The organism is Variovorax boronicumulans (assembly GCF_019352895.1).
GTDB classification, from domain to species: Bacteria; Pseudomonadota; Gammaproteobacteria; order Burkholderiales; family Burkholderiaceae_C; genus Variovorax; species Variovorax boronicumulans_A.
Genome location: NZ_JAAAFX010000009.1, coordinates 576,659 through 592,155, shown reverse-complemented (window position 1 = coordinate 592,155; position 15,497 = coordinate 576,659). Strand labels below are relative to the sequence as shown.

14 protein-coding genes are annotated in these 15,497 nt (G+C 70.0%); 6 read left to right on the top strand and 8 right to left on the bottom strand.

Features of this window, described 5'->3' with window-relative positions:
* Positions 1-4: 4 nt before the first annotated feature.
* Positions 5-796 carry an enoyl-CoA hydratase-related protein gene (locus K0H49_RS21870; protein WP_219216976.1) on the bottom strand — a complete coding sequence of 264 codons (792 nt, stop codon included), beginning with the start codon at positions 794-796 and terminating at the stop codon, positions 5-7.
* Positions 793-2,298, bottom strand: a complete 1,506-nt coding sequence (locus K0H49_RS21865) for an acetyl-CoA acetyltransferase (RefSeq protein ID WP_219216974.1) — start codon at positions 2,296-2,298, stop codon at positions 793-795. Before K0H49_RS21865 ends, K0H49_RS21870 begins: the two co-directional genes overlap by 4 nt.
* Before the next feature lie 157 nt (positions 2,299-2,455).
* On the opposite strand from K0H49_RS21865, the gene K0H49_RS21860 reads away from it, so the two are divergent.
* Positions 2,456-3,493, top strand: coding sequence for a nitronate monooxygenase (locus K0H49_RS21860; protein WP_219216972.1), 1,038 nt, complete (start codon positions 2,456-2,458; stop codon positions 3,491-3,493).
* An 85-nt stretch (positions 3,494-3,578) separates the two neighbouring features.
* Positions 3,579-4,562 (top strand): NADPH:quinone oxidoreductase family protein, encoded by a 984-nt coding sequence (locus K0H49_RS21855; RefSeq protein WP_219216970.1) that lies wholly within the window; start codon positions 3,579-3,581, stop codon positions 4,560-4,562.
* A 65-nt stretch (positions 4,563-4,627) separates the two neighbouring features.
* Here the strand turns inward: K0H49_RS21855 and K0H49_RS21850 are convergent, their stop codons facing one another.
* Complete coding sequence (locus K0H49_RS21850; protein ID WP_219216967.1) at positions 4,628-5,797, bottom strand: acyl-CoA dehydrogenase family protein; 1,170 nt, start codon at positions 5,795-5,797, stop codon at positions 4,628-4,630.
* 6 nt (positions 5,798-5,803) lie between these two features.
* Positions 5,804-6,994: an acyl-CoA dehydrogenase family protein gene (locus K0H49_RS21845; protein ID WP_219216965.1), complete on the bottom strand. Its 1,191-nt coding sequence runs from the start codon at positions 6,992-6,994 to the stop codon at positions 5,804-5,806.
* Positions 6,995-7,507: 513 nt separating this feature from the next.
* On the opposite strand from K0H49_RS21845, the gene K0H49_RS21840 reads away from it, so the two are divergent.
* On the top strand, positions 7,508-8,419 hold the full coding sequence (locus K0H49_RS21840; RefSeq protein ID WP_219216963.1) for a bestrophin family protein: 912 nt from the start codon (positions 7,508-7,510) through the stop codon (positions 8,417-8,419).
* Here K0H49_RS21840 and K0H49_RS21835 read toward each other — a convergent pair.
* Positions 8,416-10,197 (bottom strand): cytochrome c biogenesis protein DipZ, encoded by a 1,782-nt coding sequence (locus K0H49_RS21835; RefSeq protein WP_219216961.1) that lies wholly within the window; start codon positions 10,195-10,197, stop codon positions 8,416-8,418. The two genes, K0H49_RS21840 and K0H49_RS21835, sit on opposite strands and share 4 nt — an antisense overlap.
* A 30-nt stretch (positions 10,198-10,227) precedes the next feature.
* Positions 10,228-10,737, bottom strand: a complete 510-nt coding sequence (msrB, locus tag K0H49_RS21830; RefSeq protein ID WP_219216959.1) for a peptide-methionine (R)-S-oxide reductase MsrB — start codon at positions 10,735-10,737, stop codon at positions 10,228-10,230.
* Positions 10,738-11,138: 401 nt separating this feature from the next.
* Here msrB and msrA point away from each other — a divergent pair, with 401 nt between their 5' ends.
* The 3 genes from msrA (at position 11,139) to K0H49_RS21815 (ending at position 13,276) form a co-directional block, all read left to right on the top strand.
* Complete coding sequence (msrA, locus tag K0H49_RS21825) at positions 11,139-11,828, top strand: peptide-methionine (S)-S-oxide reductase MsrA (RefSeq protein ID WP_257625168.1); 690 nt, start codon at positions 11,139-11,141, stop codon at positions 11,826-11,828.
* Between the two features lie 110 nt (positions 11,829-11,938).
* On the top strand, positions 11,939-13,006 hold the full coding sequence (locus tag K0H49_RS21820; RefSeq protein WP_219216956.1) for an NAD(P)-dependent alcohol dehydrogenase: 1,068 nt from the start codon (positions 11,939-11,941) through the stop codon (positions 13,004-13,006).
* A gap of 60 nt (positions 13,007-13,066) precedes the next feature.
* The gene (locus tag K0H49_RS21815) at positions 13,067-13,276 is read left to right on the top strand and encodes a TOBE domain-containing protein (protein WP_183025787.1); all 210 of its coding nucleotides are present in this window, start codon (positions 13,067-13,069) and stop codon (positions 13,274-13,276) included.
* A gap of 61 nt (positions 13,277-13,337) precedes the next feature.
* Here the strand turns inward: K0H49_RS21815 and K0H49_RS21810 are convergent, their stop codons facing one another.
* Positions 13,338-13,703 carry a DUF779 domain-containing protein gene (locus tag K0H49_RS21810; RefSeq protein ID WP_219216954.1) on the bottom strand — a complete coding sequence of 122 codons (366 nt, stop codon included), beginning with the start codon at positions 13,701-13,703 and terminating at the stop codon, positions 13,338-13,340.
* Between the two features lie 2 nt (positions 13,704-13,705).
* Positions 13,706-15,226 carry an aldehyde dehydrogenase gene (gene adh / locus K0H49_RS21805; protein WP_219216953.1) on the bottom strand — a complete coding sequence of 507 codons (1,521 nt, stop codon included), beginning with the start codon at positions 15,224-15,226 and terminating at the stop codon, positions 13,706-13,708.
* Between the last annotated feature and the right edge of the window lie 271 nt (positions 15,227-15,497).

The window sequence follows — 15,497 nt, the reverse complement described above, 5'->3', positions numbered from 1 at the left end:
CGGTTCAACGGCCGGTCCACTGCGGCGCCCGTTTCTCGATGAAGGCCCGCGGGCCTTCGCGGAAATCCTCGCTGGCCGCCACGCGCTGGAAGGCCGCGCGGGTCAGCGTGCGCAGCGCGGCCTCGTCGAGCTCGTTGGCCATGCGTGCCACCTGCAGGCTCTCGCGCACGGCCGTGGGCGCGTTGCGCGTGATCTGGGCCGCCAGCGCCAGCGCCGCGTCGCGCAGCTCCGCGGCCGGCACCACGCGGTTGACCCAGCCCAGCTGATGTGCGCGCTGCGCGTCGAGCTGGCCGGCGGTCAGGATCAGTTCCAGCGCGATGTTGGGCGGGATGGCGCGCGGCAGCCGGTACAGCCCGCCCGCCGCGGCGATCAGGCCGCGCAGCACTTCGGGCAGGCCGAAGGCCGCATGCTCGGCCGCGACCACCAGGTCGCAGGCCAGCGTGAGTTCGGTGCCGCCCGCGAGTGCCTTGCCGTTGACGGCCGCGATCCAGGGCTTGCTGCGCTCGCGGTAGACGAAGCCCGCGAAGCCGCCACGCTCGGTGCTCAGCGCGCTGCCGCGGCCGGCCGACACTTCCTTGAGGTCGGCGCCCGCGCAGAAGGCGTCCGGGCCCGCGCCGGTCAGCACCACGACCCAGATGTCGTCGTCGGCCTCGGTCGCGTCGACCGCGGCCTCGAGGCCGGCCGCGACCGCGCCGTTGACGGCATTGCGCGCCTCGGGCCGGTCGATGGTGACGACCGCGATGTGGCCCGGGAGTTTCTCGACGCGCACCGCGTCGTTCTTTTGTTCGGTGCTCATGCGAGGCTCCAGCGCAGGCTGTCGGTGCCTGCCGTGACGTGGCCGGTGCTGCCCACCGGGGAACGGTCGAGATCGGTGAGCACCGCCAGCGCCGCTGCATCGTCGGGCTCGACGCGCGCCATCAGCCGTTCGCCGGCCGGCGTGCGCGCGATCACGATGCCGTGCGTGGGCAGGCCGTCACGGCCGTAAATGATGGTGAAGGTCTCGAGCGTGGCGCTGCCGTTGTAGCTTTCGACGAAGGCCGGCACCGGGCCGCGCCGCGCATCGGCCGCGGCCTGCACGCTGTAGTCGGCCGGGGGCAGGCCGTTCGGCGGCGGGCTCGAACCCAGCACCAGCGCATGGTGCTTGGTCACGTACTCGCCCTGGCCGTAGAGCAGCGCGGTCTTGCCCGGTGCGTTGCGCAGCGCGCGCACCAGGCCCGCGGCCGCGTGCGTCATGTAGTCGTTGAGCGGCGCGCCGAAGAAGCTCAGGCCGCCGGTCGAGGTCATCTGCGCGTCGGGCGCCAGGCCCAGCGTGCGGCGCGCCATCTTGGGCACGATGGGGAAGCAGCTGTAGAGCTCGAGCATCTCGAAGGCCGACGCATCGCCGCCCACCTGCGCGAGCACGGTCTCCATCACCAGGTCCTGCGCATGCGAGCGGTGGAACTGGTCGCGCTGCAGGTAGTCGCGCGGCTCGCGCGCCGCGGCACCATCCCACACGTAGACCCATTTCTCGGGCGCGATGCCCAGCGCGCGCGCATGGCCCACGCTGGTCAGCAGCACGCCCGCACCCATGTTGACCACCGGGTTGGCCACCATGTGCTTGGTGTAGGGCCAGGCGATCAGCCGGTTGGCGGCGCGTGGCTCCGCCACCTCCTCGGCGCTGAAGCCCTGGCGCAGCCAGGCATGCGGATTCGCCGCGGCCACTTCCGAATAGCGCGACCAGAGCGCGGCCGATTCCTGCTGCGCCTCGCGCGGGGTCTGGCCCCAGTGCGCCAGCGCGGCGTTCTCGTAGAGCGGGTAGATCGTGATCGGCATCGCGGCGCCATGCTTCACCGCCACCGGGTGGCACAGGTCGGTGCCGCGCACCAGCTTCACCGTGTCGTCCCTGGGCGTCCAGCCCAGGTCGATGCCGCGCTTGGCCGCGGCGTCGACGGTGTAGCGCGATTCGGCGCCGGTGATGGCCGCGATCCGGCTCTCGCCGCGCGCGATGCGCAGCGCGGCCTCGTGGATGAAGCGCACCGGCGACTCGCCGCCGGCCTCGCCGTAGACGCGGCGCGCCGGCAGGTGGCCGAGCCGTTCGCCCAGCAGCGCGGTCGCGTCGGTGTAGGGCCAGGAGTATTCGCAGACGATGTCGAGCGAATCGATGTCGGCCAGCAGCGCGGCACCGGCGTCCTCTTCGGCCGCGCGCAGCGCGCGCGCCATGAGCTCAATCGGCTCGAGCCCGGCCTCGGGTTCCTTGTTGCGGTGGGTGATCTCACCCACACCCACGATGATCGGGGTGCGGTCGTCGATGGCGGTCATGCGTCGTGTCTCCTGCGCGACCGGGCCCAATGCCGGTCTCTGCCATCGATCATAGGAAGCGCCACCGGCCCGGGGCATCGTCGAAAGGGACGATTGCCGGTGCGCCCTGCCCTCCCTAAGGTGCCTGCTCCACCCAGGCCCCCGAGGAGACACCCCCGTGATACAGAGCCCCTTGTGCCGCACGCTCGGCATCGACTTTCCGCTGTTCGCCTTCACCCATTGCCGCGATGTGGTGGTCGAGGTCAGCAAGGCCGGCGGCTTCGGCGTGTTGGGCGCGGTCGGCCACACGCCCGAGGAACTCGAAGCCGAACTCAACTGGATCGACGCGCACATCGACGGCCGCCCCTACGGCCTCGACGTGCTGATCCCCGAGAACCTGCCCGGCGCGGCCGGCGCCGACACCGGCATGGAAGCCATGGCGCGGCGCATTCCTGAACAGCACAGCGCCTTCGTGCGCGAACTGCTGCAGCGCCACGGCGTGCAGGGCGGCACCGAACTGCGCATGGAGCGGCCCACGCCCTTCCTGCCGGAGAACGCCGAGCGCCAGATGGACGTCGCGTTTCGCCATCCGATCCGGCTGATCGCCAATGCACTGGGCGTGCCGCCGCCCTCGATGATCGAGCGCGCGCGCCGCCACGGCATTCCGGTCGCGGCGCTGGTCGGCGCGAAGGAACATGCGCTGCGCCAGGTCGAGGCCGGCGTCGACATCATCGTGGCGCAGGGCGGCGAGGCCGGCGGCCATTGCGGCGAGGTCTCGACGATGGTGCTGATTCCGGAGGTGGTGCGCGCGCTGCGCGGCGGCCGCGAGGTGCCGGTGCTCGCCGCGGGCGGCATCATGACCGGCGAGCAGATGGCGGCCTGCATGGCGATGGGTGCGGCAGGCGCCTGGACCGGCTCGGTCTGGCTGCCGACGCGCGAATCCGAATGCAGCGAGACGGTGCGCGAGAAGCTGGTCGCGGCCGGCTCGCGCGACACCGTGCGCTCGCGCAGCCGCACCGGCAAGCCCGCGCGCCAGCTGCGTTCGGCCTGGACCGAAGCCTGGGAAGCACCGGGCAGCCCGGGCTGCCTGCCGATGCCGCTGCAGCCATGCTCAGCAGCCCGGCGCTGCGCGCGGTCGAGCAGGCGGCCGACGGCGGCAACGCACAGGCGCGCGAACTCGCCACCTATTTCGTCGGCCAGGGCATCGGCCTGGTGACCGGCACCCAGTCGAGCCGCGCGGTGGTGCAGGACTTCATGCAGGAGTTCAGCGACGCGCTCGATCGCATGCAGGGGCTGGTCGCATGAAGGCGCTGCAGATGGCCCGTCTGGGGCCGCTCGACGCCTTGACGCTTTGCGAGGTGCCACGTCCCGAGGCCGGGGCCGGTGAACTGCGCATCCGCGTCGAGGCCAGCGCGATCTCGCATGCCGACCTGCTGCTGGCCCAGGGCCGCTACCAGCTGCAGCCGCCCGTGCCCTACATCCCGGGCAGCGAGTTCGCGGGCACGGTCGAAGCGATCGGCGACGGCACCGAGGCCGACTGGCATCTGGGCGAACGCGTCTGCGGTTCCGCCACGGCCGGCGGCGCCTGGGCCGAGGCCGTGTGCGTGCCTGCCGTCGCGGTGCAGCGCATCGGCGAAGCCGCCCTCTTCACCGAGGCGGCGGCGCTGGCCGTGCCCTACGGCACGATGTGGCACGCGCTGGTCGACCGCGGCGCGCTGCGGCCGGGCGAGACGGTGTTCGTGCTCGGCGCGGCGGGCAGCGTCGGCCTGGCCGCGGTGCAGCTCGCTCGCGCTTTCGGTGCCCGCGTGATCGCGGGCGGCTCGACGTCCGAGAAACGCGCGCTGGCACGCGCGGCCGGTGCCAACGCCACCATCGACACCTCGGCCATCGACTGGCGCAGCGCGCTCAAGGCGATGACGCAAGCACGAGGCTTGGACGTGGTGGTCGACCCGGTCGGCGGCGCCTTCACCGAACCCGCCTTCCGTTCGCTGGGCTGGGGCGGGCGCCACCTGGTGCTCGGCTTCGCGGGCGGCGGTATCGCGTCCTTGCCGGCCAACCTGCCGCTGCTCAAGGGCGCGGCACTGGTGGGCGTGGACATCCGCCAGTTCTCGCAGCGTGAGCCAGTCCAGGCGGCGGCCAACCTGCGCGGCGTGATGGCGTTGCATGCCCGTGGCGATCTGCGCCCGGCCATCGCGGGCGTGTGGGGGCTGTCGGACCACCACGCGGCACTGGCGGCGATGCAGGGTGGCGATGCGGTGGGGCGCGTCGTGTTGCGGCCGGACTGAGGCTTTTTCCAGTCACGTCATGTCCATCAGGAACATGGCGTGGCCGGTGGGCCAGACTCGAGGCCTCAGGCCTGCGTCGGATCGCGCTGCGCCTCGAGCCGCGCGACCCGCCGCACGTGCCATGCGGCCGGGCCGAACTGCGATTCGATCAGCGTCGCGCGCCGGAAATAGTGGCCGATGGCCAGCTCCTCGGTCATGCCCATGCCGCCGTGCAGCTGCACCGCGCCCTGCCCCACGGCCTTGCAGGCGCGCGCGACCGCGACCTTGGCCGAGGACACCGCCCGCGCGCGTTCGTCGGCGGTGCCGTCCATCGCCTCGAGCACGGCCTGGGTCAGCGCTTCGGCCTGGGCCAGCGCCATGTGCATGTCGGCCAACCGGTGCTGCAAGACCTGGAAGCTCGCGATGGGCACGCCGAACTGCTTGCGCTGGCGCACGTAGTCGAGCGTGTCGGCCAGCAGCCGGCGCATCACGCCCACGGCTTCGGCGCAGACCGCGAGCGTGGCTTCGTCGAGCGCCTGTTCGATCTGCGGCAGCGCCTCGCCCTCGCGTCCCAGCAGGGCCTCGGCCGGCACGCGCACACGCTCGAGCCGCAGCTCGGCGGCGCGGGTGCCGTCGCGCAGCGCATAGGGGCGCAACTGCACGCCGGGTGCATCGCGCGCGACCACGATCAGCGACAGGCCCTCGGCATCGCCCGGCCGGCCGCTGCTGCGCGCCGAGACGATCAGGTGCGTAGCCCAGGGCGCCGCATGCACCACCGCCTTGTGGCCGTCGAGCTCGTAGCCTTCGGCATCGCGTACCAGTCGCGTGCGCACCTCGGCGCGTTCGTCGCGGCCCTCGGGTTCGGCATGGGCGAAGGCCAGCACCGCGCGGCCCTCGACAGCATCGGCCAGCAAGGCGTCGCTGAACGCGCCCGGCTGGCGCTGCAGCAGGCCTGCGCCGATCACGATGCTCGACAGGTAGGGCTCGCCCGCGAGCGCGCCACCCAGCGTCTGCATCACGGCCAGGTGCACGGCCATGCCGCCGCCGAGGCCGCCCTGCGCCTCGGGCAGGGCCGCGCCCAGCAGGCCGAGCTCGCGCGACAGGCCGGACCAGAAGGCCGGCGGCGCGTCGGTGGCCTCGGCCAGCGAACGCAGCCGTTGGTCGAGGTCGAAGCGTTCGCCGAGGTAGCGCGAGAGGCTGTCGACCAGCATCGCGAGCGTGTGCTCGCGCTCGGCTTGAAGGGTGTCGATGGTCATGGGCGTTCAGCCGCGCAGCAGGTGCGCGGCGATGAGGTTGCGCTGGACTTCGTTGGAGCCCGCGTAGATCGAGGCCGCGCGGTCGTTGAGGTAGGCCGACATCGAGAACACCGCCTCCTCGGGCACGGGCAGCGCGCCCTGCAGGCCGTCGGCCAGCGGCAGGTTCACCGCGGCATAGCGGCCGGCGATCTCGATGCCCAGCTCGGTCAGCCGCTGGCGCAGCTCGGAACCCAGCACCTTGCCCATCGAGGGCCGGATGCCCGGCGGCTCGCCCTGCACCTGCGCGCGCAGGGCCTGCAGTTCGAGCGCCTCGACCGCATCGATCGCGCAATCGGCCTCGGCCAGGCGCAGCACCATGTCGCGGGCTTCGTCGGCCCCGCTGTGCGGCCATGCGGTGCGCGCCGCCTCGCGCAGGCGCCGCAGCCGGGCGCGCAGCAGCGGCGCCCAGGCATGGCCACGCTCGTGCGCAAGCAGGTATTTCGCGATGGCCCAACCTTGGTTCTCCTCGCCCAGCAAAGAGGACACCGGCACGCGCACGTCGTCGAAGAACACCTGGTTGAGTTCGTGGTCGCCCGAGATGCTGACGATGGGGCGCACCGTGATGCCGGGCAGGTCGAGGTCGAAGCACAGGAAGCTGATGCCCTGCTGCGCCTTGCCGCCGCTGGCCGTGCGCACCAGGCAGAACATGCGGTTGGACCAGTGCGCATGCGTGGTCCAGATCTTGGTGCCGTTGATCACGTAGTGCTCGCCGTCGCGCACCGCGCGGCACTGCAGCGATGCGAGGTCGGAGCCCGCCTGCGGTTCGGAGTAGCCCTGGGCCCAGTAGTCGTCGCCGTTGCGGATGCCGGGCAGCCAGCGCTGCTTCTGCTCCTCGGTGCCGAAGGCGATGATCACTGGCGCCACCATGCGCGTGCTGTTGGGCGCGAGCGGCGGCGCGTCGGCCTGCGCGAGTTCGCTGGCGAAGATGTAGTGCTGCATCGGCGTCCAGCCGGTGCCGCCATGCGCGACCGGCCAGCTGGGCACGCTCCAGCCGCGCTGCGCGAGGATGCGGTGCCAGCGGATGCCGTCGTCGTAGTCGCTGAAGATGCCCGCGCAGCGCCGGCCCGCGGTGCGCAGTTCGGGCGTCAGGGCCTCCGCCAGGAAGTCCCGGACCTCCTGCCTGAACCCGGCCTCGGCCGCGTCGAGTTTCCAAGCCATCGCTCGCCTCTTTTCCCACTGGATCGAAGCGATGAAGTGTTCTGCGGCACGGCCCTGCAGACCATCGTCGGAAGCGACGAATGGCTGGCTGCTGGCCTGGGAGGCAGGCCATCATCGCCAGAGTGCAGGCCACCTTCGCGACCCGCAGCGGCCCGAGATCGAAGGCTGCTGCGGGCACAACAGGCGTCGGCCCCGGCGTCGGGCTGATGGAAATAATTTGTATCGCGCCATCCAATCAAATGAGAAGCGTTTGCATTTAAGGTAGGATCGCGGCATCGAAAGAAAGCAGCTGGAAGCAGCTGCCGCCCTTCTCCAGGATTCGGTTTCATCGTGGGGCGACCCGGGACCCTCAAAAGTCTCCAAGGTCGTTTTTTGCTAGCCATCGGTTCTCCGGCCAGCCATGCATTTTTTCCACGTCGGATCGCGCCGCACGCGATCCCGGGCCGCTTCCCGACAGCGCCCTTACCCGACCCAGGCGAGCACCGAGCCTGTCCCTGGGATGATCGGGGACCCATGATCATCCGACCCCGCCTCCATTGGCTGCGCATGTTGTTCGTCTGGCGCGGCTCCGTGCTGCGCGACATCGCACCGCAGCTGCTCGCCACCACGGCCTTCGCCATCCTCGTCACCGTGCTCCACGGGCGCCTGTTCCAGTGGAAGATCCCGCTGACCTTCGTGCCCTTCTCGCTGATCGGCCTGACGCTGGCCATCTTCCTGGGCTTTCGCAACGGCACCAGCTATGCGCGCTACTGGGAGGCGCGCACGCTCTGGGGCAGCGTGCTCAACAACACCCGCACCCTGCTGCGCCAGGCGCTCACGCTGGCCGACGCGCCGGCCGAGGTGCAACCGCTGGCCGCGCGGCTGATCGCCTTCGTGCATGCGCTGCGCCACCAGTTGCGCCGCACCGATCCCGCGGCCGATTTCGAGCGCCTGCTGACGCCGGACGACCGCGCACGACTCCAGCCGGTGCTGTACAAGCCCTCGATGCTGCTGCTGATGGCCGGCGAATGGCTGCGCGACCGGCGGCAGGCGGGCGAGATCGCGCCGGCCATCGTGCCGGCCATGGACGCGCCGCTGAGCCACCTCAACGAGGCGCTGGGCGGCTGCGAGCGCATCGCGAGCACGCCGATCCCCTTCACCTACTCGGTGATCATCCACCGCACGATCTACCTCTACTGCGTGCTGCTGCCCTTCGGCCTGGTCGATTCGATCGGGCCGACCACGCCGGTGATCGTGGCCTTCATCGCCTACACCTTCTTCGCGCTCGAGGCCCTGGGCGCGGAGATCGAGGAGCCCTTCGGCATGGCGGCCAACGACCTCGCGCTGGATGCGATGTCGGCCGGCATCGAGTCGACGCTGCGCGAGATGATGGGCGAGCCGCAGCAGGCGCCCAGGCTCGACCCCGACGTGTTCATCCTGACCTAGCCGAAGGTGAAGGCGAAAGCCTCGGCCCCCGGGTCGAGGAACTCGATGTCGAAGCGGTGCTCGGCCACGCCGCCCTTCTGCCGCACCAGCTGGTAGAGCCGCTGCCCGGTCACCACGCCATGGCCCTGGGCGTCGACGTCCATGCCCTGGTCGGCGCCCGGCGCCTTGCCGTCGATCAGCACCCGGAAGCGCACCGGCTTGCCATCGGCGCCCGGTCCCAGCACCAGGTGCAGGTCGCGTGCATGGAACTGGAAGCTGATGCGCCCGCCGCTGCGGTCCAGCACGGCGCTCTGGGCGCCCACGCGCCAGTCGCCGGCCAGCGCCCACTGGTTGAGCTGGAGCGCGGCCGGGCCGGCGTAGCGGTGCGGCTGGTTCTTCGCAAAACCGCCGGCGGACACGAAATGCTCGGCCCGCTGGTAGCCCACGTAGGTCTCGGGCGACTTGACGTTGGCGCCGTCGGCCGCGGCCTGCGCGCCGCTGGCCTCGACCTTCACCAGATCGCCCGGCACGCGGCCCTGGCCGGCTTCGGCCAGCAGTTGCTGGATGACCTGTTCCGACTTGTCGTACTCGCCCTCGCCGTAGTGGTGGTAGCGGATGTTGCCCTTGGCATCGATGAAGTAGTGGGCGGGCCAGTACTGGTTCTTGAAGGCACGCCAGACGGTGAAGTCGTTGTCGATCGCCACGGGGTAGTCGAGCTTCAGGTCCTTGACCGCCTTGCGGACGTTGCCCACGTCCTTCTCGAAGGCGAATTCCGGCGAGTGCACGCCGATCACGACCAGGCCCTGGTCCTTGTACTTCTCCGCCCAGGCACGCACGTAGGGCAGCGCGCGCAGGCAGTTGATGCAGGAGTAGGTCCAGAAGTCGACCAGCACCACCTTGCCGCGCAGCTGCGCGGTGGTCAGCGGCTCGGAATTGAGCCACTGCACCGCGCCGGCCAGCGCGGGCATGGCGCCTTCGATGGGCAGCCCGGCCTCACCGGCGGGCCGCATCGCGTTCGAGCCGCTGGCCACCACCCGGTCGGAGGCCGCGGATTCGGCCTTCGAACCCGCGCCCGCCCGGTCGACCAATGCCTGCTCGACCCTGGCCGTGCTCGACAGCGACAACTGTGCCAGCACGCCGGTGTCCAGCCCCAGCGCGATCGCGGCCACGCCGCACAGCAGGGCCGCGCCGATGCCGCGACGGATCCACTCGCCCGCGCCGAGCGAACGCTTCATGGCCTGGAACACCCGCCCGCCGATCAGCAGCGCCGCGGCCAGCGAGGTCGCGGCGCCGGCCGAATAGGCCAGCAGCAGCAGCGAGGTCTGTGCGCTCGCGCCGTTGAGCGCCGCGCCGGTCAGCACCAGGCCCAGGATCGGGCCCGCGCAGGGCGCCCACAGCAGCCCGGTCGCCAACCCCAGCAGCAGCGAAGGCACGAGCGACGAGGCGCCGCGCCCGGAGGCGCCCCCCGTGGCCGAGGCCGACAGGCGTGCGCCCCAGGCCACCAGCGGCCGCGTGGCGTGTTCTGCCAGCTGCGGAAACAGCAGCATCAACCCGAACACCGCCATCAGCACCAGCGCCGCCCAGCGGCCGTACTGGTTGGCCTGCACCGCCCAGCCGCCGCCGACCGCCGCCAGCGAGGCCACCGCCGCGAAGGTCAGCGCCATGCCCACCAGCAGCGGCTGCCCGCTTCGCAGGAAGGGCTGCTCACCCCGCGCGAACACGAAGGGCAGCACCGGCAGGATGCAGGGGCTGAGGATGGTCAGCACACCCCCCAGGTAGGCGACGAGAAAGAGCAGCATGCGGGCGTGGGAGGCGTGGGGTTGCGTGGATCAGGCCGCGCGCGGCGTGAACTTGAGCGACAGGCCGTTCATGCAGTAGCGCAGGCCGGTGGGCTTGGGGCCGTCGGGGAACACATGGCCGAAGTGGCTGCCGCAGCGCCGGCAGTGCACCTCGGTGCGCACCATGCCGAAGGTCTTGTCCACGTTCTCGCCGACCGCGTTGGGCAAGGGCTGCCAGAAGCTGGGCCAGCCGGTCCTGCTGTCGAACTTGGTCTTCGAGGAGAAGGCGTCGAGGCTGCAGCCCGCGCAGGCGAAGACGCCTTCGCGGTGCTCGTCGTTGAGCGGACTGGTGTAGGGCCGCTCGGTGCCCTCCTCGCGCATCACTGCGTACTGGTTGGCGCTGAGCAGCTTGCGCCATTCGGCCTCGGTACGGGTCAGCTCGAAGGTGCCTGCGGTGGCGGCCAGCGCCGGACGTGGGCTCCAGCCCAGTGCGTAGGCAATGGCCAGGCCGAGCGTCGAGCCGCCTGCGACCAATGCCGAACGTCTTCCTTGGGGGGTCATGGCAAATCCTTCAAAAGGGTCCTGTGGGGTCTGGGTGAACAGGTGGCCACCGGCACGGGACGACCGGGGGCTCCTGGGACGCTGTACGCAGCGCGCGGCACCTTGGACTCAGGCAGGCTCGAAACCCGTTATATCCCAATGGGCATAACGATGCCTGATCGTGGGCGCGCGGCATGGCTTCCACCGGGTAGTTCGGCCCGCGTCGCCCAGGGGTTACAACCGGCTTGCATCGATGCGGCGGAAATTTCGACGCGCATCGCGTAACCGAGGGCGCCCTTCCCCCGAACTCAGGAACACGGACGCCGTCCGATCCACCCTGCACCGAAGGAAGACCTGAGATGAACAAGCCCTCGACCCCTCCTGCCGCCGCGCTCGCCCCCCGCCAGCGCTTCTCGCGCCGCATGGCGCTCGGTGCCGTGGCGCTGCTGGCTGCCGCGGCCGCCTTCAAGATCGTGCCCTCGATGGCGGCGGAGAACGCCGTCGTCATCCCGGCGCCCGCCGACGACCTCGCCACGGCCGCGGCCACCGAGACCGCGGTGCTCGCCGGCGGCTGTTTCTGGGGCGTGCAGGGCGTGTTCCAGCACGTCAAGGGCGTGACCAACGCGGTCTCGGGCTACGCGGGCGGCGACGAGAAGACCGCCCGCTACGAAACCGTGGGCTCGGGCCGCACCGGCCATGCCGAGGCGGTCGCGATCACCTACGACCCGAAGCAGATCAGCTACGGCCGCATCCTGCAGATCTATTTCTCGGTGGCCCACAACCCGACCGAGCTAAACCGCCAGGGCCCCGACCGCGGCACGCAGTACCGCTCGACGGTGTTCGCGCAGAACGACGAGCAGGCCCGCATCGCCAAGGCCTACATCGACCAGCTCGGCAAGGCCGGCAGCTTCGGCGCGCCGATCGCGACCACCATCGAACTGCAGAAGCGCTTCTTCCCGGCCGAGGGCTACCACCAGGACTACCTGACGCTGAACCCGAACCAGCCCTACATCGTGATCAACGACCTGCCCAAGGTCGCCAACCTCAAGAAGGTGTTCCCCGATCGCTACCGCGCCGATCCGGTGCTGGTCGGCCGCCGTGTGACCGGCTGAAGGCAGCCGAGGGCGCCCCGGGGCCTTTGAGCGGGCGCTCAGCGCGCCCGCGCGCGGCTGTGTAAGGTGGGCCGGTTTTCCCCGGCTCGCGCCTTCCCAGGAACCCCGACATGACCCTCGCCCACGCCTACGCGGCCCGCTCGGCCACCACGCCCCTCTCCCCCTTCACCTTCGAGCGCCGCACGCCGGCCGCCCGGGACGTCGCGATCGACATCCTGCACTGCGGCGTCTGCCACTCCGACCTGCACACCGCCAAGAGCGAATGGGGCCCTTCGATCTTCCCCTGCGTGCCGGGCCACGAGATCGTCGGCCGCGTGAGCGCCGTCGGCCCCGACGTCTCGAAGTTCAAGGTCGGCGACATCGTCGGCGTGGGCTGCATGGTCGACAGCTGCCAGCATTGCCAGCCCTGCGCCGAAGGCCTGGAGCAGTACTGCGACAACGGCATGACCGGCACCTACAACAGCCCCGAGCAGGTGTCGCGCGCCAACACGCTGGGCGGCTACTCCGACCACATCGTGGTGTTCGAGAAGTTCGTGCTCAAGATCACCCACGACGAGAAGGACCTCGCCGCCGTGGCGCCGCTGCTGTGCGCCGGCATCACCACCTACTCGCCGCTGCGCCACTGGAAGGTCGGCCCGGGCCAGAAGGTGGGCATCGTCGGCCTGGGCGGGCTGGGCCACATGGGCGTGAAGATCGCCGCCGCGCTGGGCGCGCACGTGGTGCTGTTCACCACCTCGCCGGGCAAGTCGGCCGACGCCCTGCGCCTGGGCGCGAAGGAGGTGGTGGTGTCGAAGAATGCAGACGAGATGAAGGCGCACCGCAACAGCTTCGACTTCATCCTCAACACCGTCGCCGTCCCGCACGACCTCGACCCCTTCATCGCACTGCTCAAGATGGACGGCACGCTGACGCTGGTAGGCGCGCCCAGCACGCCGCACCCCTCGCCGGGCGTGTTCGGCCTGATCGGCAAGCGCCGCAGCATCGCCGGCTCGATGATCGGTGGCATTCCCGAGACGCAGGAGATGCTCGACTTCTGCGCCCAGCACGGGATCGTCTCGGACATCGAGGCCATCGCGATGCCGCAGATCAACGAGGCCTACGAGCGCATGCTCAGGAGCGACGTCAAGTACCGCTTCGTGATCGACATGGCGACGGTGCAGGACGCCGTGCCCGCCTGACACAGGCGTTAGGGTGCGCTGCCCTCAGAATGTCGATTTAGCTTTCATCTGGAGCCCCCCATGAAAATCAGCGCCCGCAACGTTCTGCCCGGCAAGGTCGTCAAGATCGTGCGAGGCCCGGTGACCACCGAGGTCACGCTCGAGATCGCGTCAGGCGTGCAGATCGTCTCGACGATCACCTCGACCTCGGCCGATTCGCTGGGCCTGGTCGAGGGCGGCCCGGCCTATGGGCTGATCAAGGCCTCGAGCGTGATGATCGGGGTGGACTGAGCGTCTCGCACGGCAGAGGACCGGCAGATCCCCGATCGGCCGGCCCTCGTCATGTCTGCCTTCAGCGTGCGGCCTGCAGCCGCGTGTCCTCTTCATCGCTGAAGAGCCGCGAGCGCGTGAGAAAGCGCAGGCCCTCGGGGCCTTCCAGCGAGAACATCCCGCCGCGCCCCGGCACCACGTCGATGATCAGCTGCGTGTGCTGCCAGTACTCGAACTGCGGCCCGCTGATGTAGAAGGGCGCGCCGTGGATCTCGCCCAGCAGCTTGTCGTAGTCCCCCACCTGGAACTCCCCTTGCGGGTAGCACATGGGCGCGCTGCCGTCGCAGCAGCCACCCGACTGATGGAACATCACCGGCCCGTGCTTGGCCCGCACCACGTCAATCAGCGCCTCGGCGGCCGGCGTGCAGATGACGCGGCGCAGGTCCATGGTCAGAAGAACCCCATCGGCGATTCGTCGTAGCTCACCAGCAGGTTCTTGGTCTGCTGGTAGTGGTCGAGCATCATCTTGTGGTTCTCGCGGCCGATGCCCGAGGCCTTGTAGCCGCCGAAGGCCGCATGCGCCGGGTAGTGGTGGTAGCAGTTGGTCCACACGCGGCCGGCCTGGATGCCGCGGCCCATGCGGAAGGCCCGGTTCGCGTCGCGGCTCCAGACGCCGGCGCCCAGCCCGTAGAGCGTGTCGTTGGCGATCTCCAGCGCCTCTTCCTCGGTCTTGAAGGTGGTCACCGACACCACCGGCCCGAAGATCTCCTCCTGGAAGATGCGCATCTTGTTGTGGCCCGCGAAGATGGTCGGCTTGACGTAGTAGCCGCCTTCCAGTTCACCGGCCAGCCGGTGGCGCTCGCCGCCCGTCAGCACCTTGGCGCCCTCCTGCTTGCCGATGTCGAGGTACGACAGGATCTTCTCCAGCTGCTCGTTGGAGGCCTGCGCGCCGATCATCGTGCTCATCTCGAGCGGGCTGCCCTGCTTGATGGCTTCCACGCGCTTGACGGCCTTCTCCATGAAGCGTTCGTAGATCGACTCCTGCACCAGCGCGCGGCTCGGGCAGGTGCAGACCTCGCCCTGGTTGAGCGCGAACATCGCGAAGCCTTCGAGCGCCTTGTCGAGGAAGCTGTCGTCCTTGGCCGCCACGTCCTCGAAGAAGATGTTGGGCGACTTGCCGCCCAGCTCGAGCGTGACCGGAATGATGTTCTGGCTCGCGTACTGCATGATCAGCCGGCCGGTGGTGGTCTCGCCGGTGAACGCGATCTTGGCGATGCGGTTGCTCGATGCCAGCGGCTTGCCCGCTTCGAGCCCGAAGCCGTTGACCACGTTGAGCACGCCCGGCGGCAGCAGGTCGCCGATGAGCTCCATCAGCACCAGGATCGACGCGGGCGTCTGCTCGGCCGGCTTGAGCACCACGCAGTTGCCTGCGGCCAGCGCCGGTGCCAGCTTCCACACTGCCATCAGGATCGGGAAGTTCCAGGGAATGATCTGGCCCACCACACCCAGCGGCTCATGGAAGTGGTAGGCGTAGGTCTTGCTGTCGATCTCGCTGATGCCGCCTTCCTGGGCCCGGATGCACGAGGCGAAATAGCGGAAATGGTCGACCGCCAGCGGCATGTCGGCCAGCGTGGTCTCGCGGATCGGCTTGCCGTTGTCCCAGGTCTCGGCCATCGCGAGCATCGGCAGGTTTTCCTCCATGCGCTGCGCGATCCTGTTGAGGATGTTCGAGCGCTCGGTGGGCGAGGTCCGGCCCCAGGCGGCCTTGGCCGCATGCGCGGCGTCGAGTGCGCGCTCGACGTCTTCCGCGGTGGAGCGCGCGACCTCGCAGAAGACCTTGCCGGTCACCGGCGTGATGTTCTCGAAGTACTGGCCCTTGGCCGGTGCGACCCATTGCCCGCCGATGAAGTTGTCGTAGCGCTTGCGGAACGGCACCGCGGTGCCGAATTTGCCGGGTTCCAGCATGTCCATGTCTGTGTCTCCAAATCGAGTGGTTGCCGAGTGGTTGGGATTCACCGCGCCGTCGCGGTGAAGCAGCACTTGCAAAGCCTGTACCGGCTCTTCTAGGGACTATCCCTAGCCATCGTCATCGCCCCTGTCGCACGCCGTGGCTCCCCTGTGGCAAGCCGAGCCCACCGGCCTCTGCGGCATGATGGCCAACGGCCTGCGCATTGCCTGACGTCGCGAACTGCGACATAGTCGGGCGAACATGTCGCATCACGCGACGCGCAGCGACAAAGGA